Origin of the sequence: Cupriavidus malaysiensis, from assembly GCF_001854325.1 — a bacterium.
In the GTDB taxonomy this organism is placed as follows: Bacteria; Pseudomonadota; Gammaproteobacteria; order Burkholderiales; family Burkholderiaceae; genus Cupriavidus; species Cupriavidus malaysiensis.
On the sequence record NZ_CP017755.1, the window covers coordinates 2142714 to 2163554 of the forward strand.

Annotated in this window: 16 protein-coding genes and 1 pseudogene; 6 read left to right on the plus strand and 11 right to left on the minus strand. The window is 71.0% G+C overall.

Annotation, left to right across the window (positions count from 1 at the left end):
* The 3 genes from BKK80_RS29015 to BKK80_RS29025 are packed head-to-tail and all read right to left on the minus strand — an operon-like array spanning position 1 to position 4837.
* Complete coding sequence (locus tag BKK80_RS29015; protein ID WP_071072305.1) at positions 1-1539, minus strand: monovalent cation/H+ antiporter subunit D; 1539 nt, start codon at positions 1537-1539, stop codon at positions 1-3.
* Positions 1536-1967, minus strand: coding sequence for a Na+/H+ antiporter subunit C (locus BKK80_RS29020; RefSeq protein WP_084085562.1), 432 nt, complete (start codon positions 1965-1967; stop codon positions 1536-1538). The genes BKK80_RS29015 and BKK80_RS29020 overlap by 4 nt, the downstream gene beginning before the upstream one ends.
* A complete protein-coding gene (locus BKK80_RS29025) occupies positions 1967-4837 on the minus strand; it encodes a monovalent cation/H+ antiporter subunit A (protein ID WP_071072307.1) in 2871 nt (956 codons plus the stop codon). Before BKK80_RS29025 ends, BKK80_RS29020 begins: the two co-directional genes overlap by 1 nt.
* 217 nt (positions 4838-5054) lie before the next feature.
* Between BKK80_RS29025 and BKK80_RS36780 the strand changes: the two genes are divergently transcribed.
* Positions 5055-5204, plus strand: coding sequence for a hypothetical protein (locus BKK80_RS36780; RefSeq protein WP_205683729.1), 150 nt, complete (start codon positions 5055-5057; stop codon positions 5202-5204).
* Positions 5205-5310: 106 nt separating this feature from the next.
* Here the strand turns inward: BKK80_RS36780 and BKK80_RS29030 are convergent, their stop codons facing one another.
* Positions 5311-6549, minus strand: coding sequence for a serine hydrolase domain-containing protein (locus BKK80_RS29030; RefSeq protein ID WP_071072309.1), 1239 nt, complete (start codon positions 6547-6549; stop codon positions 5311-5313).
* A 240-nt stretch (positions 6550-6789) separates the two neighbouring features.
* Between BKK80_RS29030 and BKK80_RS29035 the strand changes: the two genes are divergently transcribed.
* The gene (locus tag BKK80_RS29035) at positions 6790-7506 is read left to right on the plus strand and encodes a DNA alkylation repair protein (RefSeq protein ID WP_232346398.1); all 717 of its coding nucleotides are present in this window, start codon (positions 6790-6792) and stop codon (positions 7504-7506) included.
* A gap of 59 nt (positions 7507-7565) precedes the next feature.
* Here the strand turns inward: BKK80_RS29035 and BKK80_RS36785 are convergent.
* Positions 7566-7649, minus strand: a pseudogene (locus BKK80_RS36785) (IS5/IS1182 family transposase); the annotation flags it as partial.
* 13 nt (positions 7650-7662) lie between these two features.
* Positions 7663-8550 carry a DUF3626 domain-containing protein gene (locus tag BKK80_RS29040; protein ID WP_084545804.1) on the minus strand — a complete coding sequence of 296 codons (888 nt, stop codon included), beginning with the start codon at positions 8548-8550 and terminating at the stop codon, positions 7663-7665.
* A gap of 217 nt (positions 8551-8767) precedes the next feature.
* Here BKK80_RS29040 and BKK80_RS29045 point away from each other — a divergent pair, with 217 nt between their 5' ends.
* Entirely contained in the window at positions 8768-10363 is a 1596-nt protein-coding gene (locus tag BKK80_RS29045) for an acyl-CoA synthetase (protein WP_205683730.1), read from the plus strand.
* A gap of 27 nt (positions 10364-10390) precedes the next feature.
* Here the strand turns inward: BKK80_RS29045 and BKK80_RS29050 are convergent, their stop codons facing one another.
* Positions 10391-11464 carry an NAD(P)-dependent alcohol dehydrogenase gene (locus BKK80_RS29050; protein WP_071019364.1) on the minus strand — a complete coding sequence of 358 codons (1074 nt, stop codon included), beginning with the start codon at positions 11462-11464 and terminating at the stop codon, positions 10391-10393.
* Between the two features lie 323 nt (positions 11465-11787).
* Between BKK80_RS29050 and BKK80_RS29055 the strand changes: the two genes are divergently transcribed.
* Positions 11788-12402, plus strand: a complete 615-nt coding sequence (locus tag BKK80_RS29055; protein WP_335582960.1) for a GNAT family N-acetyltransferase — start codon at positions 11788-11790, stop codon at positions 12400-12402.
* A gap of 7 nt (positions 12403-12409) precedes the next feature.
* On the opposite strand, the gene BKK80_RS29060 is transcribed toward BKK80_RS29055, so the two are convergent.
* The gene (locus BKK80_RS29060; protein ID WP_071072311.1) at positions 12410-13654 is read right to left on the minus strand and encodes an MFS transporter; all 1245 of its coding nucleotides are present in this window, start codon (positions 13652-13654) and stop codon (positions 12410-12412) included.
* Between the two features lie 269 nt (positions 13655-13923).
* Here BKK80_RS29060 and BKK80_RS29065 point away from each other — a divergent pair, with 269 nt between their 5' ends.
* The gene (locus BKK80_RS29065; RefSeq protein WP_071040139.1) at positions 13924-14250 is read left to right on the plus strand and encodes a hypothetical protein; all 327 of its coding nucleotides are present in this window, start codon (positions 13924-13926) and stop codon (positions 14248-14250) included.
* Positions 14251-14458: 208 nt separating this feature from the next.
* The gene (locus BKK80_RS29070) at positions 14459-17980 is read left to right on the plus strand and encodes a pyruvate carboxylase (protein WP_071072313.1); all 3522 of its coding nucleotides are present in this window, start codon (positions 14459-14461) and stop codon (positions 17978-17980) included.
* 33 nt (positions 17981-18013) lie between these two features.
* Here the strand turns inward: BKK80_RS29070 and BKK80_RS29075 are convergent, their stop codons facing one another.
* The 3 genes from BKK80_RS29075 to BKK80_RS29085 form a co-directional block, all read right to left on the minus strand.
* Positions 18014-19117 carry a TIGR02281 family clan AA aspartic protease gene (locus tag BKK80_RS29075; RefSeq protein ID WP_071072315.1) on the minus strand — a complete coding sequence of 368 codons (1104 nt, stop codon included), beginning with the start codon at positions 19115-19117 and terminating at the stop codon, positions 18014-18016.
* Positions 19118-19251: 134 nt separating this feature from the next.
* Positions 19252-19653, minus strand: a complete 402-nt coding sequence (locus BKK80_RS29080) for a Zn-ribbon domain-containing OB-fold protein (protein ID WP_071019353.1) — start codon at positions 19651-19653, stop codon at positions 19252-19254.
* Positions 19654-19657: 4 nt separating this feature from the next.
* Entirely contained in the window at positions 19658-20824 is a 1167-nt protein-coding gene (locus BKK80_RS29085) for a thiolase domain-containing protein (RefSeq protein ID WP_071019350.1), read from the minus strand.
* Positions 20825-20841 lie beyond the last annotated feature (17 nt).

A 20841-nucleotide genomic window follows, 5' to 3' on the forward strand; every position in this document is an offset into this window, starting at 1 on the left:
TCAGCCCTCCCTGCCCAGCACGGCCTGCACATAGCCGTTGCGATCGAGCAGCTGCGCCGCGGTGGCATCGAGGTAGGCGGTCAGCGGCCGCGCGAACAGCACCAGGGCCACGCCGGCGCCCACCAGGATGGCGCAGCAGGCCAGGCGCGCGCCATCCGGCTCGGCGTGGCCGCCGCCCTCGCGCGGCAGGCGCCACAGCAGGCGCGTGCCGGTGCGGCTGACCGCCACGATCAGCAGCAGGCTGGACAGCAGCAGCACCGGCCACAGCACCGCCGCCTGCGCCAGCGGCACCGCGCGCATCAGCAGGAACTTGCCGAAGAAGCCCGACAGCGGCGGCAGGCCGACCGCCGCCACCGCGGCCAGCAGGAACAGCACCGCCGGCAGGCTGCCGTGGCGGGCCGGCGGCGGCTCATGCTCGCCATGGCCGCCGTGGCCGCCATGAGCCGGCGCGGCGGCAGGCGCGGCCGCGCTGCCTTGGCCCGGCTCCAGGCAGTCGGCCAGCAGGAACAACGCCGCCGTGCACAGCGTGGTGCTCAGCAGGTAGTAGAGGGTAGCGCTCCAGGCCGCCGCGCCGGCCAGGCAGACGCCGGCCGCCAGCAACCCCACCGAGGTCATCACCAGGTAGGCGGCGAGCTGGCTCAGCCGGGTCGAGGCCAGCGCCCCCAGCGCGCCCAGCACCATGGTCGCCAGCGCCAGCCACCACAGTCCGTGGCGCAGGAAGCCGGCCAGCAGCCCGGCCTCGGCGCCGAACACCAGCGCGGTGAAGCGCAGGATGGCGTAGATGCCGACCTTGGACATGATGGCGAACAGCGCCGCCACCGCGCCGCTGGTGCTGGCATAGGCGCGCGGCAGCCAGAAGTAGAGCGGGAAGACCGCCGCCTTCAGCCCGAACACCAGCATCAGCAATACGCCGGCCGCGCGCGCCAGCGGCAGCGTGCCGGCATCCAGGCGCGCCAGCCGCACGCCGAGGTCGGCCAGGTTGAGCGTGCCGGTGACGCCGTACAGGATGCCGATCGCGACCAGGAAGAAGGACGAACCCGCCAGGTTGATCAGCACATAGTGCAGCCCGGCGCCGACACGCTCGCGCCCGCCACCGTGCACCATCAGCGCGTAGGAGGCGATCAGCAGGATCTCGAAGAACACGAAGAGGTTGAAGAGGTCGCCGGCCAGGAAGGCGCCGTTCAGCCCCATCAGCTGGAACTGGAACATGGCGTGGAAGTTGCGCCCGAGCCGGTCGTCGCCACGCGCGGCGTAGAGTACGGCGGCGGTGGCCAGCAGCGCGCTCAGCACCAGCATCAGCGCGGCCAGCCGGTCGAGCTGCAGGGCGATGCCATAGGGCGCCGGCCAGTTGCCGAGCGCGTAGACCTGGATCGCGCCGCCGCTCGCCTGGGCCAGCAGCCAGGCCGCCAACGGCAGCTGCAGCAGCGTGGCGGCGACGCCGATGCCGCGCCGGTACCCCAACCAGTGCACCGGTACCATGGCCAGCAGGCTGCCGGCGAACATCGGCAGCAGGATGGGAAGCAGCAGGCCGTGGTTCATGCGCCCTCCCCCGGGCGCGCGGCCGGCATCGCGATCGTATCCGCAGGCTCCGCCGCCTTGCCGGCATGCTCGTGCGCCGGTTCCGCGCGCCCCTGCTCCATGCGCTCCGCCATGCAGCCGTCGACATGGTCGCTGTCCGACAGCCCCAGCGAGCGCAGCGCCAGCACCATGACGAAGGCCGTCATGGCGAAGCTGATCACGATGGCGGTCAGCACCAGCGCCTGCGGCACGGGATCGGCATAGGCCGCGCCGGGCGCGATCACCGGCGGCTTGCCGGTCGACAGCCGCCCCATCGCCAGCAGGAACAGGTTGACGGCGTACGACACCAGGGTCAGTCCCATCACCACGGAAAAGATCCGCGCGCGCAGCAGCAGGTAGACCCCGCAGGACATCAGCACGGCCAGCGTCATGGCATAGGCAGCTTCCATCAGGCGTTCTCCTCTTGCACTTGAAGTCCGGGCTGTTCCTGCTGTTCCTGCCGTTCCGGCTGCATTTCGCGATGCTTGACGCCCAGGTGCGACAGGATCAGCAGGGTCACGCCGATCACCGCGAGGTAGACCCCCAGGTCGAAGATCATCGCCGTGGCCAGCTCGATCTCGCCGAGCAGCGGCAGGTGGAAGTGGCCGAAGGCAGCGGTCAGGAAAGGGGCGCCGAAGGCCCAGCTGCCCGCTCCCGCCAGGCCCGCCAGCGCCACGCCGGCGCCGGCCAGCGCGCGGTAGTCCAGCGTGATGCGCGCCTCCGTCCACAGCACGCCGTTGGCGACGTACTGCAGCAGCAGCGCCACCGCCGTCACCAGCGCGGCGATGAAGCCGCCGCCGGGCAGGTTGTGGCCGCGCAACAGGATGAAGACGGCCACCATCAGGGTGAGCGGCAGCATCAGCCGCGCCAGGATCGAGAGCAGCAGCGGATGCCCCTGGCGCGACCACGGGAAGCCGTTGGGCCCCAGGCCGGGCGCCGGCAGCCGCATACCCTTGAGCAGGGCCTGCACGGCCAGCGCGGTGACCACCAGCACGCAGACCTCGCCCAACGTATCGAAGCCACGGAAATCCACCAGGATCACATTGACCACGTTGTGGCCGCCACCGCCCTCCACGGCGTTGGCGAGGAAGAAGTCGCCGATGCTCTGGTAGGGCCGCGTCAGCACCGCATAGGCCGCGCCGCCGAGCGCTCCGCCGGCCGCCAGCGCGATGGCGATGTCGCGCAGGCGCCGCCCCGGCCCGGGCGCCGGCGCGGCATCGACCGCGAGCGTGCTGCGCGGCATGAAATACAGCGCCAGCACCAGCAGCAGCACCGTCACCACCTCCACGCTGAGCTGGGTCAGCGCCAGGTCCGGCGCCGAGAAGCGCGTGAAGGCCAGTGCCACCAGCAGGCCGCAGGCACTCAGCAGGATCAGCGCGGTCAGGCGGTGCCGGTGGCTGGCCACCACGCCGAGCGCGCCCAGCGCCAGCAGCGCCATGCCGGCCGCGGTGGCGCCGTCGAGCGGACCGGCGGCCAGCGGCCCCGCCAGCGGCGCGGAGCCGGCCGCGCCCTGCCACCACGCCCAGGCCGGCAGCAACACCATGGCCGCCGCCAGGCAGGCCAGGTAGCGCTGCACCGAGCCATTCTCCAGCGCGCGCGTGATAGCGCGCGCGGTGCCCTCGGCCCAGGCCACCGCGGCCTCGAAGCGGTCGCGCGCGTTCCACGGCTGCAGGCTGACGAAGTAGCGGTGGAACACGCCGCGCCGGCGGAAGAACAGCACGGAGCCGGCCGCCATCGACACCGCGCTCATCAGCAGCGGCAGGTTGAAGCCGTGCCACAGGCTCAGGCTGTAGGCCGGCGGCGGCCCGCCCAGCGTGGCCACCGACGCCGCCGCCAGCAGCGCGCCGACGCTCAGCGAGGGCTCCAGCCCCACCACCAGGCAGATCACCACCAGCACCTCCACCGGGATCTTCATGTAGGGGCTGGGTTCGTGCGGCGGGTAGTGCGGCAGGTCCTCCGGCCGCGGCCGGCCGTCGAAGAACACACCGTAGATGAAGCGCAGCGAATAGCAGACCGTGAGCGCGCCGGCCAGCGTCGCCAGCGCCGGGATGACCCAGTTGAAGCTGCCCAGCAGTTCCTGCGCAAGGGTCTCGCCGAAGAACATCTCCTTGCTGAGGAAGCCGTTCAGCAGCGGCACGCCGGCCATCGACAGCGATGCCACGCTGGCCAGCAGCGCGGTATGCGGCATGTAGTGGCGCAGGCCGCGCAGCCGGTTCAGGTCGCGCGTGCCGGTCTCGTGGTCGATGATGCCCGCCGCCATGAAGAGCGACGCCTTGAAGACCGCATGGTTGAAGATGTGGAACAGCGCGGCGACCGTGCTGAGCTGGGTGTCGAGGCCGAACAGCAGCGTGATCAGGCCCAGGTGGCTGATGGTCGAATAGGCCAGCAGGCCCTTCAGGTCTTCCTGCAGCAGCGCCATGGCCGCGCCGACCACCAGCGTGGCCAGGCCGGTCATGCTGACCAGGTAGAACCACAGGCCGGTGCCGTCCAGCACCGGGTAGAGCCGGGCCAGCAGGAAGACACCGGCCTTGACCATGGTGGCCGAGTGCAGGTAGGAGGAGACCGGTGTCGGCGCCGCCATCGCATGCGGCAGCCAGAAGTGGAAGGGAAACTGCGCCGACTTGGTGAAGGCCGCCAGCAGCACCAGCACCAGCACCGCCGGATAGAGCGGATGCTTCTGCACGGCGCCCGCCTGCGCCAGGACCGCGCTCAGCTCGAAGCTGCCGGCGATATGGCCGAGCAGCAGCACGCCGGCCAGCAGCGCGAGGCCGCCGCCGCCGGTGACCGTCAGGGCCATGCGCGCGCCCTTGCGCGCGTCGGCGCGGTAGGACCAGAAGCCGATCAGCAGGAAGGAGACCAGGCTGGTCATCTCCCAGAACACCAGCAGCTGCAGCAGGTTCTCCGACAGCACCACGCCCAGCATCGCGCCCATGAAGAGCAACAGCAGGGTGAAGAAGCGGATGGTGGAGCGGCTGCGCGGCAGGTAGTAGCGCGCGTACAGGCAGACCAGCAGGCCGATGCCGAGCACCAGCAGGGCGAAGGCGAAACCGAGCCCATCCAGGCGCAGGCTCAGGTTGAGTCCGGCGGACTCCAGCCAGGGACGGCGCCAGACCAGCACGTGGCCGCCCAGCACGTCTGCGCCGACGCCGGCCAGCACCGCCAGTCCGGCCAGGGGCGCGGCCAGCGCGAGCCAGCTCGCGCGGTCCTCCGCGGCGCGGTACGCCAGCGGCAGCAGCGCGGCGCACAGCACGGGCAGCGCTATCAGCAGGATCATCACCATGCAGTTCTCCCCTTGTCACGCGACATGCCGGCACGGGAGCCCGCGCCCCGGTGGCGGCCTTGCCTGAGCCTCTCCGGGCCGCCGCCGTCCGGGCTCCATCATGACACAGGACGGTGGCCGATCGCGCGCGAAGTGCGCTGCCCGCATCGCCGGCGCTTCCCCCAGCGCCCGCTCGCCCGCCCCAAGCGTCCGCTCAGCGGCGCACGGCGCGCGCGTGGTGGCGGCCGCGTCCGGCGCCGAGGCGGAGGGTGTCGGCGCCTACCTGGTCGACGGCAAGATGGTCGACCGCCCCTTCGTCGAGCGGGCCCGCGCCATCGTCGCCGAGGCGGGCCGGCTCGGGCTGCTGCCGGGGCAGCCCGGCTGCTAGTCCACTGAATCCCTGAAATCGGTCGGTGCCTGCCATGCCAGGCGGGCTCATCGCATCGTTGCAAAGGCCGCTCGATTCCCAGATGCGGTGAGCGACCAACGCGGCCTTAACGAGCAAACCGGTCGACGACCCCGCGCCACAAGGCGTCACGTTCGGCACCCAGGTGGGCACCGCTCGCATCACCCGATGCATCCTGCCCCACCGCGAGATGGACCATAGTCAGCCGTGATTTCGGGTCGACGTAGATCGCCTGCCCATAGACACCCAGCAAAACGAAGCGCCGCGCGTCTCCGGGGAGAATCCAGGTCTGGAAGCCGTAACCGTAGTAGCGGCTGCCGTGATAGACCATCTGCCCCGGGCGAAATGGCGCTGGCTGGCGCGAGGCGTCCGTCATGTCCAGCAGGAAGTCGCGCGCCACCACTTGCCGGCCCTGCACCATGCCGTCGTTGGCGAGCATCGCGCCCAGGCGGGCATAGTCACGCGCGGTCGCGTTGAAACCGCCTTGGGCAAACGCCGAGCCGTCGGACTCGCGCACGAGATAGCTTGCCTTGGATTGCGCCCCCATCGGCATCCATAACGTCTCGTCGACGAAGTCGCACAGGCTGCGATGCGTGGCCGCCCGGAGCACCAGCCCCAGCACTTCCGTTTGCGCCCCCGCATAGTTGAATCGCGCACCCGGCGGATCGGCACGTTCGTTCACCTGCGCGGCGGCCGCGAGCACGCCCTGCCTGGCAGCCGTGGCGAGGAATCGCGCTCGATCGTCGCCGGCAGTGTAGTCCTCGACGTACTTGGCGCCCGAGGCCATGCGCAGCAGGTCGATGATGCGCGTTCCGCCGTACAGGGTGCCCGCCAACTCAGGCACGTACTGGTCGACCTGATCCTGCAGCGAGCGCAGGCTGCCCTCCTCCAGCGCCTTGCCTATGGCAAGTGCCACCAGCGTCTTGGCCATCGAGTTGGACAACATCCGCATGTGCTGCGTGCGGTCGTACCCGTAGTGCTCGGCCAGGATCACACCGTCCTGCACGATCAGGACGGCGGTTGCCCGCTGGTGCTGCATATAGTCCGCCAGCGTGTAATCGTGGCCGCGAAAGCGATAGCGGACGTCCGCTTCCTTGTCTGCACTCATGAGTGGCACCGGCTGATCGGCAGGCGCCAGCTCGCAAGACGGTGCGAGCCGATCCATGCCGCTGAAGGAGCCGACGATGTAAGCGGGATCGTGGATGCGTGCCAGTGTCGGCGCCAGCGGATAGCCTTGCTTCCGGCCCAGCAGCTCTTCGTCGGGGGATGCCGCGGCGACGCGGCAAGCAAGCAGCCCACAGGCCGCATAGAGTGCGAGTGCTTTCATCAATGGCATCGGGATCGGTCGGCTCGGGCCTGGTCCGCTGGATCATTGGATTTCGCTCGAATACTCGCATACGGAACATTGACGGGCGAAATTCAAATCATAAGACGCTTGCGTCCTGGGAGACAATCGTGACTAGCGCCCGGCTTGGTGCGAGGTGCTTCCCGAAACAGTACCAACTGGCTTCCGGTCATGGAATCTTCATATCATTCGCGCTGTGCACAAGCATCGGAGCCGACAACCATGAGGGCACGGCAGCCATCTTCCCCTACCGGCATCACTCCCGAGGCCTACGTCGGGCACGTCCGCCACGCGCTGCAGCCGCTGGCCGATCCGGCCGCGGCCGCCCGAATGCGCGCCTACATGCGCGATCAGTTTCCGTTTCTCGGCATTCCCACGCCGGCCCGCCGGCGGGCACTGCGCGCGCTGCCGACCGTGCCATGGCGCGACCGCGAATGGGTGGCCGTCGCGCAACGGCTTTGGCGCGAACCCGAGCGCGAGTACCGTTATGCAGCCGCGGATCTGTTGCGCAAGTACGCAAAGCGGTTCGATCCCGCGCACATCGCGCCGATCCTCGCGCTCGCCCAAGCCGAGCCATGGTGGGACACCGTCGACAGCCTGGCCGTGACGATCGGCACCGTGATCGCGCGTGAGCGCAAGACCGGCGCCGACGCGCAGGCGCGCGCCGACGCCTGGATCGAGCACCGCTCGCCGTGGGTGCGGCGTATCGCGATGCTCCACCAGCTCGGCTGGCGGCTGGAGACGGACGAGGCGCGCCTCTTCCGCTACGCTCGGACGCTGGCGCCGGAGTCCGACGTCTTCGTCCGCAAGGCAATCGGCTGGGCCCTGCGCGACTATGCGCATTGGAATCCGGCTGCCGTGTCGGCATTCCTCGCCGCGCATCGCGACCACCTTTCCGCGTTGACGGTGCGCGAGGCCAGGAAGCACTTGGAAGCTTGACGACTGGCGTCACGTGGATTTTCAGCGGCGAATGGCGGGGGGACTCAGTCGCCCAGCTGCACGGCCGCGACCGGGATGCCTTGTGCGTCGACGATGAGGTGAGGCCTGCGGCCGAGCTCGCGCCGGTCCGTTGGGTTGTGGCCCGTCAATAGCCTCTCAGGGGTGCCCGAAGCGCGCCAGGCAATGCCACACGCGCTTCAGCGCCTGCGGGTCATGGGCACCGCTGCGCGCGGCTTCGCCCAGCATGGCCGGGGTCAGCACGCCGCCGCGCGCCAGGGCCCGGCCCAGCCGCGCGACGTCCGCGCCGCGGTAGTCCGGGTGGGCGCCCAGCACCTCGGCATGCACGCGGAAGCCTGCGTGCCATTCGATGGCGCACGGCAGCCCCGCCGCCAGCGCCTCGACCTCGGTGCCGCGGAAGCTCGGATCGAGCACCAGCGCCTCGACATCGTCGGCCAGGCGCAGCGGCCCGTGGACATGGGCCTCGATGTAGCCGTCCAGCAGGTCCGCATCCGGCCGCATGCGCGCGGCGGCGACCAGCGGCAGCAGCGCCATGCGGCCGGGCACGCCGAAATGCGCCGGCTCGAAGAAGCTGTCGGGGAAGCAGAACGTGCAGCGCGCCAGCACCTCGGCGCGCAGGCGCAGGTGGGCGGAGCCGAAGCGCGGCGAGCCGCCGGTGCCGCCGCGCCGGTCGTCGAGCGCGCCGTACTTGGGCCGCTGCGCCGCCGGCTCGCCGTCGTAGGCGCCCTCGAAGATACGGCTCTCCCAGCGCCAGCGCTCCCCGCCCGGATGGGCGCTCAGGCCGCCGTTGCTGGTGCCGGTCTCGAACTGCGAGCGGTAGACACCGTCCACCGCCAGCCGGCGCAGGATGGGCTCACCGTCGTGCAGCCGGTCCGGATGGAAGTTCAGGGTGATGCGCAGGTCCGGGGCGAGCGGTCCGCCTGCGCTGCGCGCGGCGACACCAGCCAGCGCCCGTGCCTGCGGCGAGCCGGGTGGCGGCAGCCAGGCGGCAGGGCGGGACGGGCGGGATTCCGTTGCGGGTGGCATCTTCGGCGGCGTTGGACGCAGTTGCCGTCGATTATCCGCAATGGCCCCGCATCGCGCCAGCGCCGGCTCCCTGCCCCCGGCTTCCGCGCCTCCAGCCAGTTCGCGCAAGACATCCTGGCCCGCCTTGCTTAGCCTTTGCAGCCAGCCCGGCTTCCGGCCCCCGACTGCCGGCGGCCGGCGCCGCCAACCCGCCCGCCACGCCAGGAGACACGTACAGATGAGCGCCACCCCGCTGGACCTGCCGGCCGACCGCTTCGGCGGCCAGCCCTCGCCCCTGCCCGCCATCGGCATGGCCCACTGGTTCACCGGCCGCGCCTGCCGCAGCCCCGAGCGCCCCGCGCTGAGCTTCGAGGGTGAGACCTGGAGCTACGGCCGCCTGCTGGCCGAGATCGAACGGCTCGCCAGTGTGCTCGACGCTGGCGGCGTGCGCCCCGGCATGCGGGTCGGCTACCTCGGCTTCAACCACCCTGCCTTCCTGCTGGCGCTGTTCGCCAGCGCCAGGCTGGGCGCCGTCTTCGTGCCGCTCAACTTCCGCCTGACCGGCGCCGAGCTGGCCTATATCGCCAACGACGCCGGCATCCACACCCTGCTGGTCGACGGCGAGCACCTCTCGACGATCGACCCGGTGCGCGACACGCTGTGCTGCGCCCGCTACCTGTGCGTGGAGGGCGAAGCCGCCGACCCGGCGCGCTGGCCGCCGCTGGCGGCCGCGATGGACGCCGCCGCGCCCTGGGCGCAGGCGCCGGTGCCGGTGGCCAGCGACGACGTGGCCGTCATCATGTACACCTCCGGCACCACCGGCCGGCCCAAGGGCGCCATGCTGACCCATGGCAACTTCTGGTGGAACCACGTCGGCGAGTTGTACACGGTGGACGTGCTGGCCGACGACGTGCTGCTGGTGTTCGCGCCGCTGTTCCATATCGGCGGCCTCAACGTGCTGCTGATGACCACCCTGCTCAAGGGCGGCCACGTCGTGCTGCACCGCCACTTCGATCCTGCACGCGTGCTGGCGGACATCGCCGCCTACCGCGTGCGCACCCTCTTCGCGGTGCCGGCCATGCTGCTCTTCATCAGCCAGCACCCCGGCTTCGCCGATGCGCCGCTGGACCACGTGCGGCAGATCGTGTGCGGCGGCGCGCCCTGTCCCGAGCCCCTGCTGCGCACCTATGCCGCGCGCGGCATCGCCGTGCAGCAGGGCTACGGCCTGACCGAGACCGCCGCGCTGGTCACCGTGCTGACCGCGGAGCATGCGCTGGCCCGGATCGGCTCGGTCGGCCACACCGCGCTGCTGATCCAGATCCGGCTGGTCGACCCCCAGGGCAACACGGTGAGCGCGCCGCACGCGCGCGGCGAGATCTGCGTGCGCGGCCCCAACGTGACGCGCGGCTACTGGAACCAGCCGGAGGCCACGCGCGCGGCGATCGACGCCGACGGCTGGTTCCGCACCGGCGACGTCGGCTATGTCGACGAAGACGGCTTCTACTATGTCTGCGACCGCGTCAAGGACATGATCATCAGCGGCGGCGAGAACGTGTATCCGGCCGAGGTGGAAAGCGTGCTGTACGGCCATCCCGCCGTGGCGGAAGCGGCCGTGATCGGCGCGCCGGACCCGCGCTGGGGCGAGACCGTGATGGCGGTGGTGGCGCTCAAGCCCGGCCACGCCTTGACGCTGGAAGCGCTGCAGGACTTCGCCGGCACACGCCTGGCGCGCTACAAGATCCCGCGCCGGCTCGAACTGGTGCCGGCGCTGCCGCGCAACCCGACCGGCAAGATCCTCAAGTTCCAGCTGCGCGAGACCTTCGCGCAAGGCTGAGGACGCGGCCGGGCTCAGGGATGAGGCTCAGGGCGTGATGGCCACCTTCAGCACGCCGTCGCGCTGGCTGCCGAAGAGTTCGTAGGCCTCCACGATGTCCGCGAGCGGGTAGCGGTGGGTGACCAGCGGCCCCAGGTCGAGCCGTCCGCTCTCGAGCACCTGGATCAGCCGGCGCATGCGCTCCTTGCCGCCCGGGCACAGTGACGTGACGATGCGGTTGTCGCCCAGTCCGGCGTGGAAGGCATCGAGCGGGATGCGCAGGTCGCTCGAATACACGCCGAGGCTGGACAGCGTGCCGCCGGGCTTGAGCACGCGCAGCGCGGCTTCGAAGGTGCCCTGCGTGCCCAGCGCCTCGATCGAGGCATCGACGCCGCGCCCGCCGGTCAGCCGCAGGATCTCGCTGACCACGTCGACCTGGCGGAAATTGAGGGTGACGTCGGCGCCCATCTTGCGCGCGATCGCCAGGCGCTCGTCGAGGCCGTCCACCACGATGATCAGGCCGGCCCCGCGCAGGCGCGCGCCAGCGGTTGCGCACAGCCCGATCGGCCCCTGCGCGAACACGGCCACGATGTCGCCGATCTTGATGTCGGCGCGCTCGGCGCCGGCGAAGCCGGTGGACATGATGTCGGGGCACATCAGCACCTGCTCATCGCTGAGCCCGTCGGGAATCGGCGCCAGGTTGGCCTGCGCGTCGGGCACCAGCACGTATTCCGCCTGTGCGCCATCGATGGTGTTGCCGAAGCGCCAGCCACCCATCGGCTTGTAGCCGTGACCATGGCATTGCCCATCCTGCGAGGGCACGCCATCCTGGCAGGCATAGGAATGGAAGCTCGGGCAGATCGCGCCGGCCAGCACGCGCTGGCCTTCCTGGTAGCCCTTGACCTCGCGCCCCAGTTTCTCGATCACGCCGACCGGCTCGTGGCCGATGGTAAGGCCGTGCGCCACCGGGTATTCGCCCTTGAGGATATGCACGTCGGTGCCGCAGATGGTGGTGGTGGTGACGCGCAGCAGGGCGTCGCCCGGGCCCACTTCCGGGATCGGCTTTTCCTGCAGGGCGATCTTGCCGGGACCGAGAAAGACGGTGGCTCGCATGTTTGCCATGGTGCTCTCCGTGGAGACGGTGTCGGGAAGATCATTCTAGGCAGCGGGTGCCGGCGTGAACTTGATGAAAGGCAAGGATGGCGGAGAACGTTCGCGACGGCGGCCCGGCGGCGCGACTGCAATGCGCAGGACTGGCTGATCTGGTATCGCGCAAGGCAGGCCGCGGCCGATGGCAGTGCGTGTGTGGACTAGAATGCGCGGTACCGGCCTCGCCGCCGGCGGGAGCCATCGCCTGTGCGCTGCGCGCCGCCCTGTGCGCCGGAGGCCCGCCTGCCGCGCCGCCCATGTTGCGGCGACCGGTTTCCGCCAGGAGAGATGTCACGATGACCGTGCCGACCACCGACTCGCCTATCGCCTCATCCGCCGCCTCATCCGCCGCATCAACCGCGACCGCCCCGATGCCGGCGCTGCCCATGCGCGTCATGCTGCGCGACGGCCGCGAAGTCGTGCTGCGCGAGATCTGCGGCGCCGACAAGGCGGCCGTGCTCGATGCCTTCCACCATCTGTCGGCGGAGTCGCGCCACTCGCGCTTCATGGCGGCCATGCGGGAACTGCCGGAAGACCTGCTCGAATCGACCACCCATCCCCTGCCGGCGCGGGAATTCGTGCTGGTGGCGGCGGGCAGCGAGGACGGGCACGAGGCGCTGTTCGGCGGCGCCCGCTTCGTGCGGCAGGCCGGACACGCCTGCGAGTTCGCCGTCACCGTGGCCGACAACTGGCATGGCAGCGGCCTGGGGCGCCAGCTGATGCAGGTGCTGCTGGAGGTGGCGCGCGCCCGCGGCTATCGGCAGATGATGGGCTATGTGCTCGCCTCCAACACGTCGATGCGCGCGCTCGCCCATCGCCTCGGCTTCGCCGACGAAGCCTGTCCGCAGGACCCCACGCTGCGCATCGTCACCTGCCCGCTGGCGGAGCCGGCGCCCGGCGCCGCGTCTTAGGAGACCCTTACTCCAGCGCCACGCCCTTCAACTCGGGGATCAGCAACAGCGTGGCCACCATGTCGAGCAAGTACAGGCCGGCCAACAGCGCGATCGCCATCGGGAAGGAGTAGGTGGCGGCCAGCGCGCCCACTACGATGGGACCGAGCCCGCCCACCGCGCGGCCGATATTGAACAGCACGTTCTGCGCGGTAGCACGCGCCGCGGTCGGGTAGGCCTCGGAGATCAGCGCGCCATAGCCGCCGATCATGCCGTTGACGAACAGGCCCATCAGCGCGCCGGCCCACAGCATTGCCAGCGGATCGCTCAGGCGCGCGTAATACAGCACCATGCCGACCGCGCCGGCCTGGAACAACAGGAAGGTCGGCTTGCGGCCGATGCGGTCCGCCAGGTGGCCGAACAGGCAGATGCCGGCCATCATCCCCAGCACCGTCACCGAGGTCCACAGCGCGGACTTGGTCAGGGAGAAGCCCAGGGTCTTGGACAGGTAGGTCGGCAGCCAGATCATGATGCCGTAGTAACCGAAGTTCTGTACCGAGCACAGGATCACCACGCCCAGGCTGATACGCGCGGTACGGGCATCGGCGACCAGCAGCCGGAAGGCGTTGGCGCGCGGCCGTTGCGCCTGGCGCACGAACAGCTCCGGCTCGTGCAGCCGGTTGCGCAGCACCCAGGCCACCAGCGCCGGCAGCACGCCCACCAGGAACATGCCGCGCCAGCCGATCAGCGGCAGCAGCAGCGGCGTCAGCAGCGAGGCCATCAGCACCCCGGCCTGCCAGCCCAGCGCGACATACGAGGAGGCGCGCGCCCGCTTGGCCGCGGGCCACGCCTCGGCGGCCAGCGCCATGCCGATGCCGAACTCTCCACCCAGGCCGATGCCGGCGATGGTGCGGTAGACCAGCAGGTCGTGGAAGCCCTGGGCAAAGGCGCACAGGCCGGTGAACACGGCGAACAGCACGATGGTCCAGGTCAGCACGCGGATGCGGCCGTAGCGGTCGCTGAGCGCGCCGAACAGGATGCCGCCGGCCACCGCGCCGACCAGGGTCCAGGTCACCAGCGCGCCGGACTGCCCGCTCGACAGGCCCAGCGAGGCACTGATGGCAGGCAGCATGAAGCCGAGGATCAGCAGGTCGAAGCCATCCATCGCATAACCCACCGTGGAGCCGGCCAGGGCCTTCCAGGCATAGGCGGTGTGCTGGGGCGGGGACAGTTCGGCGGACGGCGATGCCGCGGCCTTGGCGGGGGCTTGCATGGGGGACGCTCCTCCTGTGTTGTTGGCGTCATGGCAGGATCGCGGCGCGTCCCGGGGGGCGCCGCGGCGGGCAGTGTACCGCATGGCACAGGAGCGGCATGGCGCGGGGCGCGGGCGGCCCTTGCGCCGGCGCCCCGGTAGTGGAAAGATGCCGTGACGCGGCCGGCTCGGAACCTTCTCCGCCTATTTGCGCCCTTCACGGCATCCGCACCCTTCGCGCAGACCCGACGCCACGCCACCCCCTGCCCACTGCACAGGACGAGGCCACCATGCACCTCAAGCAGATCGCAGACGCGTTCGAAGCCGCCGCCCCCGGCACGGACGCCTTCCTGGCCGTCAAGGACGGCACCCGCGCGCTGATCGCACGCGATCCCGCCCACGCCAGCGCCTACTACCTGCTCTACGGTTTCGCGCGCTCCTACGTGCTGCTGCATGAGGACGAAGGCATCTCGCCCGAGTTCGCCGAGGCGGCCAGGCACCAGCTGCTGGGCTATCTGCGGCGCATCGAGGCAGCCGTCCCGCTCGGGCCGGCCGTGCTGCTGGACGTGATGAACGGCGTGGTGCGCGACCACGAGGCGGCGCCGCAGGCATTCTGAGGCGGGCGGGAAGAGCGCCGGCAGCGGCCCGGCGCGCCCCGCCTGAGCATTCCTGCCAAGCGTGCTTGCCGGATCGGCCATTTCCCGATGCGGCAGCCGCCGCTACAGTGGGCCCCGAGCCCCCAGGCGTCGGGCGCGCCACCCCTGCACGACCGGCGCGCCCACCCGGCGCCTCCGCCACCGCTTTCTCCATCGCTAGCCACCGGCCATGAAACCTCCCGCCATCCAATCGCTGCTGATCGCCAACCGCTCCGAGATCGCCATCCGCGTGATGCGGGCGGCGGCCGAGATGAACATCCACACGGTGGCGATCTACGCCAAGGAAGACCGCCTCGCGCTGCACCGCTTCAAGGCCGACGAGAGCTACCTCGTCGGCGCGGGCCGCAAGCCGCTGGAAGCCTACCTCGACATCGCCGACATCCTGCGCGTGGCACGCCAGACCGGCGTCGACGCGGTCCACCCCGGCTACGGCTTCCTGTCGGAGAACCCGGAGTTCGCGCAGGCGGTGATCGACGCCGGCATCCGCTGGATCGGGCCGCCGCCGGACGTGATGCGCACGCTGGGCAACAAGGTCGCCGCGCGCAACGCGGCGGTGGCGGCGGGCGTGCCGGTGATGCCGGCCACGCCGCCGCTGCCGCGCGCGCTCGACGAGTGCCGCCGGCTCGCGGCCGAGGTCGGCTACCCGCTGATGCTCAAGGCCAGCTGGGGCGGCGGCGGGCGCGGCATGCGCGTGCTGGAGAATGAGCAGGACCTCGAAGCCATGCTGCCGATCGCGCGCCGCGAGGCGCTGGCCGCCTTCGGCAACGATGAGGTCTACGTCGAGAAACTGGTACGCAACGCGCGCCACGTCGAGGTGCAGATCCTCGGCGACCAGCACGGCAACGTGGTCCACCTCTACGAGCGCGATTGCACGGTGCAGCGCCGCAACCAGAAGGTGGTCGAGCGCGCCCCGGCCCCCTACCTGGACGACGCCGCGCGCCAGTCGCTGTGCGCCTCGGCGCTCAAGCTGATGCGCGCGGTCGGCTACACCCATGCGGGCACCGTCGAGTTCCTGATGGACGCCGACAGCGGGCGCTTCTACTTCATCGAGGTCAACCCGCGCATCCAGGTCGAGCATACGGTGACCGAGATGGTCACCGGGATCGACATCGTCAAGGCGCAGATCCGCATCACCGAGGGCGGCCGCATCGGCCTGACCGAGGACGAGCACGATGCCGCCGGCACGCTGGTGGCGCGTGCCGCCGGCGTGCCGCCGCAGGAGCGCATCGCGCTGAACGGCCATGCCCTGCAGTGCCGCATCACCACCGAGGATCCGGAGAACGGCTTCCTGCCCGACTACGGCCAGCTCACCGCCTACCGCAGCGCCTCCGGCTTCGGCGTGCGCCTGGACGCCGGCACCGCCTACGGCGGCGCCGTCATCACCCCCTACTACGATTCGCTGCTGGTCAAGGTGACCACCTGGGCCCCCAGCGCCCACGAATCGATCCGGCGCATGGACCGCGCGCTGCGCGAGTTCCGCATCCGCGGCGTGGCCTCGAACCTGCAGTTCCTCGAGAACGTCATCAACCACCCGGCCTTCTCGCCGGGCGAGGTCACCACCCGCTTCATCGACAACACGCCGGAGCTGTTCTCCTTCGCCAAGCGGCGCGACCGCGCCACGCGCCTGCTGCGCTATCTCGGCGAAGTCGCCGTCAACGGCAACCCCGAGATGAAGGGACGCGCCCTGCCGCCGCTGCCGCTGGCCAGGCCGGTGCTGCCCGCGCAGCCCGCCTGGACCGATACCGCCGTGCCGCCGGGCACGCGCGACCGCCTGCGCGAGCTGGGTCCCGAGGGCTTCGCCCGATGGATGCTGGCCCAGCAGCGCGTGCTGCTGACCGACACCACGCTGCGCGACGCCCACCAGTCGCTGTTCGCCACCCGCATGCGCACCGCCGACATGCTGCCGATCGCGCCCTTCTACGCACGCGCCCTGCCGCAGCTGTTCTCGCTCGAATGCTGGGGCGGCGCCACCTTCGACGTGGCCCTGCGCTTCCTCAAGGAGGATCCGTGGCAGCGCCTGGCCAAGCTGCGCGAGGCGGTGCCGAACATCCTGTTCCAGATGCTGCTGCGCGGCTCCAACGCGGTCGGCTACACCAACTATGCCGACAACGTGGTGCGCTTCTTCGTGCGCCAGGCGGCCACCGCCGGCATCGACCTGTTCCGCGTGTTCGACTCGCTCAACTGGGTCGAGAACATGCGCGTGGCCATCGACGCGGTGCGCGACAGCGGCGCGCTGTGCGAGGGCGCGATCTGCTATACCGGCGACGTCTTCGACGGCGCGCGCGCCAAGTACGACCTCAAGTACTACGTCGGCATCGCGCGCGAGCTGCAGCGTGCCGGCGTGCACATCCTCGGCATCAAGGACATGGCCGGGATCTGCCGCCCGCGCGCCGCGGCCGCGCTGGTCAAGGCCATCAAGGAGGAAACCGGCCTGCCGGTGCACTTCCACACGCACGACACCAGCGGCATCTCGGCAGCCTCCGCGCTGGCGGCGATCGAGGCCGGCTGCGACGCGGTGGACGGCGCCCTCGACGCCATGAGCGGGCTCACCTCGCAGCCCAACCTGTCGAGCATCGCCGCCGCGCTGGCGGGCAGCGAACGCGATCCGGGCCTTGACCTGGAGCGTCTGCACGAGGCCTCCATGTACTGGGAAGGCGTGCGGCGCTACTACGCGCCGTTCGAGTCCGACATCCGCGCCGGCACCGCCGACGTCTACCGCCACGAGATGCCCGGCGGCCAGTACACCAACCTGCGCGAACAGGCGCGCGCGCTCGGCGTGGAGCACCGCTGGACCGAGGTGTCGCGCGCCTATGCCGAGGTCAACCAGCTGTTCGGCGACATCGTCAAGGTCACGCCGACCTCCAAGGTGGTGGGCGACATGGCGCTGATGATGGTGACCAACGACCTCAGCGCCGCCGACGTGTGCGATCCGGCCAAGGAGATCGCCTTCCCCGAGTCGGTGGTCTCGCTGTTCAAGGGCGAGCTCGGCTTCCCGCCCGACGGCTTCCCGGCGGCGCTGTCGCGCCGGGTGCTCAAGGCGGAGCCGCCCGCCCCCTACCGCCCCGGCGACCGCCTGCCGCCGGTCGATCTCGACGCGGCCCGGGCGCAGGGCGAAGCCGCCTGCGGCCGCGCGCTCGACGACCAGCAGCTCGCCTCCTACCTGATGTACCCCAAGGTGACGGTCGACTACTTCACGCACCGGCGCAGCTACGGCGACACCTCCACCCTGCCCACGCCGGCCTTCTTCTACGGCCTGCAGCCGCAGCAGGAGATCGCGGTCGACATCGCCCCGGGCAAGACGCTGCTGATCGCCCTGCAAGGCGTGCATGCCGCGCAGGAGGAAGGGATGTTCAAGGTGCAGTTCGAGCTCAACGGCCAGCCGCGCATGGCGCACGTGGAGAAACACGCGGCGCCCGCCGCCGGCGGCCCGGCCGCGGGCTCGCGCAGCCGCCCCATGGCGGAAGCCGGCAATCCGCTGCACGTGGCCGCGCCGATGCCGGGGGCGGTGGTGACGGTGGCGGTCAAGCCGGGGCAGCATGTCAGCGCGGGCAGCGTGCTGGTGTCGCTGGAGGCGATGAAGATGGAGACCCACCTGACCGCCGAGTTCGACTGCGAGATCGCCGCCGTGCACGTGGCGCCGGGCGACCAGGTGCCAGCCAAGGCCCTGCTGCTGGAGTTGCAGCGCAAGTAGGGCGGAACCGCGCCCGCGCGGGCACGCGGGTGCTCAGCGCCCGGCTGCCTGCAGCGGCCCGATGGTCCAGCGGTCCGGACGGAAACTCACCTCGAACTGGGACAGGAAGGACTGGCCCAGCAGGCCGTCGATGTCCGGCCCCAGCGCGGCCCCGCCCCCGCTCATCACCGCGGTCGGCACCGCGGCGGCCTGGGCCGTGCCCAGCGTGACCGTGGCCGCCTCGCTGAGCAGCGCGCCGGCGGGGCCGTTGGCGGTCTGCACGCGGATCCTGCGCGCCTGCGCCAGCGGAATTCCCGCGCGGCGGGCGAAGTCCTCGCTGAGCGCGACGAAGCTGGCGCCGGTGTCGACGATGAAACGGCCTTCGCGCCCGTTCACCGTGGCCCTGGCCACGATCAACCCGTTGCGTGGGCGCGCGAAGGTCTGCGCTGCCGAGGCCTTGGCCGGCTGGCAGGCGCCTTGCCGCTGGTAGCGCTCCACCAGCGCGCGCGCACGCGGCGTGTCGCGCCGGCCCGGATCGCCACCGATCCACATCCGCACCAGTGCACCGGCTTCGCAGGGCTTGCCGGTGCCGGCGCGCGCCTCGGCGGCACCGAGAAAGACCGCGCTCGACACGCGCGACAGGTCAGGCACCAGGGACAGGACCGCCAGGTAGTCGTCCAGCGCCTCGGCCGGCTTGCCGCTTTCGCGCAAGGCCTCGGCGCGCAGGAAGCGCCACTGCGGATGGTCCGGGTCGGACGCCACCAGGCGCTCGGCCACCTGCAGCGCGCCGGCGTTATCGCCGATCGCCTGCAGCAGCGGGATCGCCCCCGGCAGCAGGTCGCGGCCGCGCGGGCAGTTGCCGGCAAAGGCAAGGCGCAGGCCCGCGGCCTCGCGCCGGTAGCCGGCCTCGGCCAGCGCGCGCGACAGCGCGGAGGCGGCCTCGATATCGCACGGCTCGCGCGTCAGCCGCTCGAGCGGCTGGCGCGCGGGCGTGCCGGCCAGCACGCTGCCGGGCACGGTGGCGAGACCATAGCGGGCGATCGGGACCGAGGCGCCGGCGGGCTCCTCCGAGCAGGCCGCGGCAAGCATGGCGCAGGACAAAAGCATGGCGGCAAGCGGCAGGCGCTGGCCGCGCTGGCGGGATCTCTGGAGCGGCATGGATGGCGGCGGCACAGGGGAAACGCGATGCTAGATCGCATGCGTGACAGTCATGTGTCAGCAGCATGACTGCCTGTCTCCCCTGCTCCGCCGCCCGGGCTGGATCGCCCGGGGCCCCGGGCGGCGAGGCCGGCTCAGGCCGGCGCGAAGGTCGGCACCGGCGCGCCACCCTCGGCGGTGGGCGAGAACTTCACCTGGACGCGCTGGCCGATGCGCACCGTGTCGAGGTCGCAGTCGACGATATTGGTCATCATCGTCACGCCTTCGTCCAGCGTCACGTAGGCGATGCAGTACGGGGTGGGACCGGCGCGGCGGGTCACGCTGTACGAGTAGATGGTGCCGCTGCCGCTGGCCGGCTTCCACTCGGTCTCGCCGAGGCAGAAGGGGCACAGCGCGCGCGGGTACCAATGCACCTTGCCGCAGTCCTTGCAGGCCTTCACCAGCAGCCGGCCCTCGCGGGCGGCCTGCCAGAACGGCGCGTTGTCGGGCTGTTCGTCGGGGGCGGCGAGCGGGGCGGGAACGTAGGGAGTCGTCATGTCTTTACTCTCGTTCGAGGATCAGGGTGGCGCTGCCGTGGCGCGAGCCCAGGTAGCCGCCGGTGCCTTGCGCCAGCGCCAGGCCGCAGTCCTTGACCTGCACGGCCGGATGCGCCTCGCCACGCAGCTGGCGCACCGCCTCGATCACCTTGGTGATGCCGCCGCGGTTGGCCGGGTGGTTGTTGCACAGGCCGCCGCCATCGGTATTGATGGGCAGCTTGCCGACGCCGGCGATCAGGTTGCCGTCCATGACGAAGCGGCCGCCCTCGCCCTTCTTGCAGAAGCCCAGGTCCTCGAGCTGCATCAGCACGGTGATGGTGAAGCTGTCGTAGATCGACGCGTAGCGGATATCGGCCGGCGTCACGCCGGCTTCGGCGAAGGCTGCCGCGCCGGAGAACTTCGCCCCCGACCAGGTCAGGTCGACCTCGCCGCCGAGCTGGCCCTTGACGTACTCGCCGGCGCCCAGGACCTTCACCTTGGGCCGCTTGAGGGTGGCGGCGATCTCGGGGCGCGCCACGATCAGCGCGCCGCCGCCGTCGGACACCACGCAGCAGTCGAGCTTGTGCAGCGGGTCGGAGATCATCGGCGAGGCCAGCACGTCCTCCACCGTGACCACGTCGCGCAGCATGGCATTGGGGTTGTGCTGGGCGTGGTGCGAGGCCGCCACCTTGACCCAGGCGAGCTGCTCGGGCGTGGTGCCGTACTGGTGCATGTGGCGCATGGCCACCATCGCGTACAGGTTGACCGTGACCGGGCTGAACGGGGCCTCGAAGGGCTGGTCCGGCAGGTTGGCGCCCCAGTTGCGCGCCTTGGTGCCGCTGGAGCCTTCCGAGCGCGGGCGGCCCGCCAGCGTGATCAGGGCGACGTTGCACTTGCCGGCGGCGATCGCCTGCGCGGCGTGGGAGACGTGGGCGATGTAGGAGGAGCCGCCGGTTTCCGTCGAATCGACGTGGCGCACCTTCAGGCCGAGGTAGTCGACCATATTGATCATGCCCAGGCCGGGGGCGTCGCCCGCGCAGAAATAGCCGTCGACGTCGGCCAGCGTCAGGCCGGCGTCCAGCAGCGCGCCCTTGGCGCATTCCGCGTGCAGTTGCGCCACGCTCTTGTCAGGGGCCTTGCGCGTCGGGTGCTCGTAGGCGCCGACGATATAGGCCTTGCCTTTGATGCTCATCGTGAGGATTCCTTTGC

What these genes read in the sequence shown, in the direction of transcription:
- BKK80_RS29065 (WP_071040139.1), top strand. Translation starts at nt 13,924, where the DNA reads ATGCACCTCAAGCAGATCGCAGACGCGTTCGAAGCCGCCGCCCCCGGC.
- BKK80_RS29030 (WP_071072309.1), bottom strand. Translation starts at nt 6,549, where the DNA reads ATGAAAGCACTCGCACTCTATGCGGCCTGTGGGCTGCTTGCTTGCCGC.
- BKK80_RS29015 (WP_071072305.1), bottom strand. Translation starts at nt 1,539, where the DNA reads ATGAACCACGGCCTGCTGCTTCCCATCCTGCTGCCGATGTTCGCCGGC.
- BKK80_RS29055 (WP_335582960.1), top strand. Translation starts at nt 11,788, where the DNA reads ATGACCGTGCCGACCACCGACTCGCCTATCGCCTCATCCGCCGCCTCA.
- BKK80_RS29060 (WP_071072311.1), bottom strand. Translation starts at nt 13,654, where the DNA reads ATGCAAGCCCCCGCCAAGGCCGCGGCATCGCCGTCCGCCGAACTGTCC.
- BKK80_RS29085 (WP_071019350.1), bottom strand. Translation starts at nt 20,824, where the DNA reads ATGAGCATCAAAGGCAAGGCCTATATCGTCGGCGCCTACGAGCACCCG.
- BKK80_RS29070 (WP_071072313.1), top strand. Translation starts at nt 14,459, where the DNA reads ATGAAACCTCCCGCCATCCAATCGCTGCTGATCGCCAACCGCTCCGAG.
- BKK80_RS29075 (WP_071072315.1), bottom strand. Translation starts at nt 19,117, where the DNA reads ATGCCGCTCCAGAGATCCCGCCAGCGCGGCCAGCGCCTGCCGCTTGCC.
- BKK80_RS29080 (WP_071019353.1), bottom strand. Translation starts at nt 19,653, where the DNA reads ATGACGACTCCCTACGTTCCCGCCCCGCTCGCCGCCCCCGACGAACAG.
- BKK80_RS29020 (WP_084085562.1), bottom strand. Translation starts at nt 1,967, where the DNA reads ATGGAAGCTGCCTATGCCATGACGCTGGCCGTGCTGATGTCCTGCGGG.
- BKK80_RS29050 (WP_071019364.1), bottom strand. Translation starts at nt 11,464, where the DNA reads ATGGCAAACATGCGAGCCACCGTCTTTCTCGGTCCCGGCAAGATCGCC.
- BKK80_RS29035 (WP_232346398.1), top strand. Translation starts at nt 6,790, where the DNA reads ATGAGGGCACGGCAGCCATCTTCCCCTACCGGCATCACTCCCGAGGCC.
- BKK80_RS29040 (WP_084545804.1), bottom strand. Translation starts at nt 8,550, where the DNA reads ATGCCACCCGCAACGGAATCCCGCCCGTCCCGCCCTGCCGCCTGGCTG.
- BKK80_RS29025 (WP_071072307.1), bottom strand. Translation starts at nt 4,837, where the DNA reads ATGGTGATGATCCTGCTGATAGCGCTGCCCGTGCTGTGCGCCGCGCTG.
- BKK80_RS29045 (WP_205683730.1), top strand. Translation starts at nt 8,768, where the DNA reads ATGAGCGCCACCCCGCTGGACCTGCCGGCCGACCGCTTCGGCGGCCAG.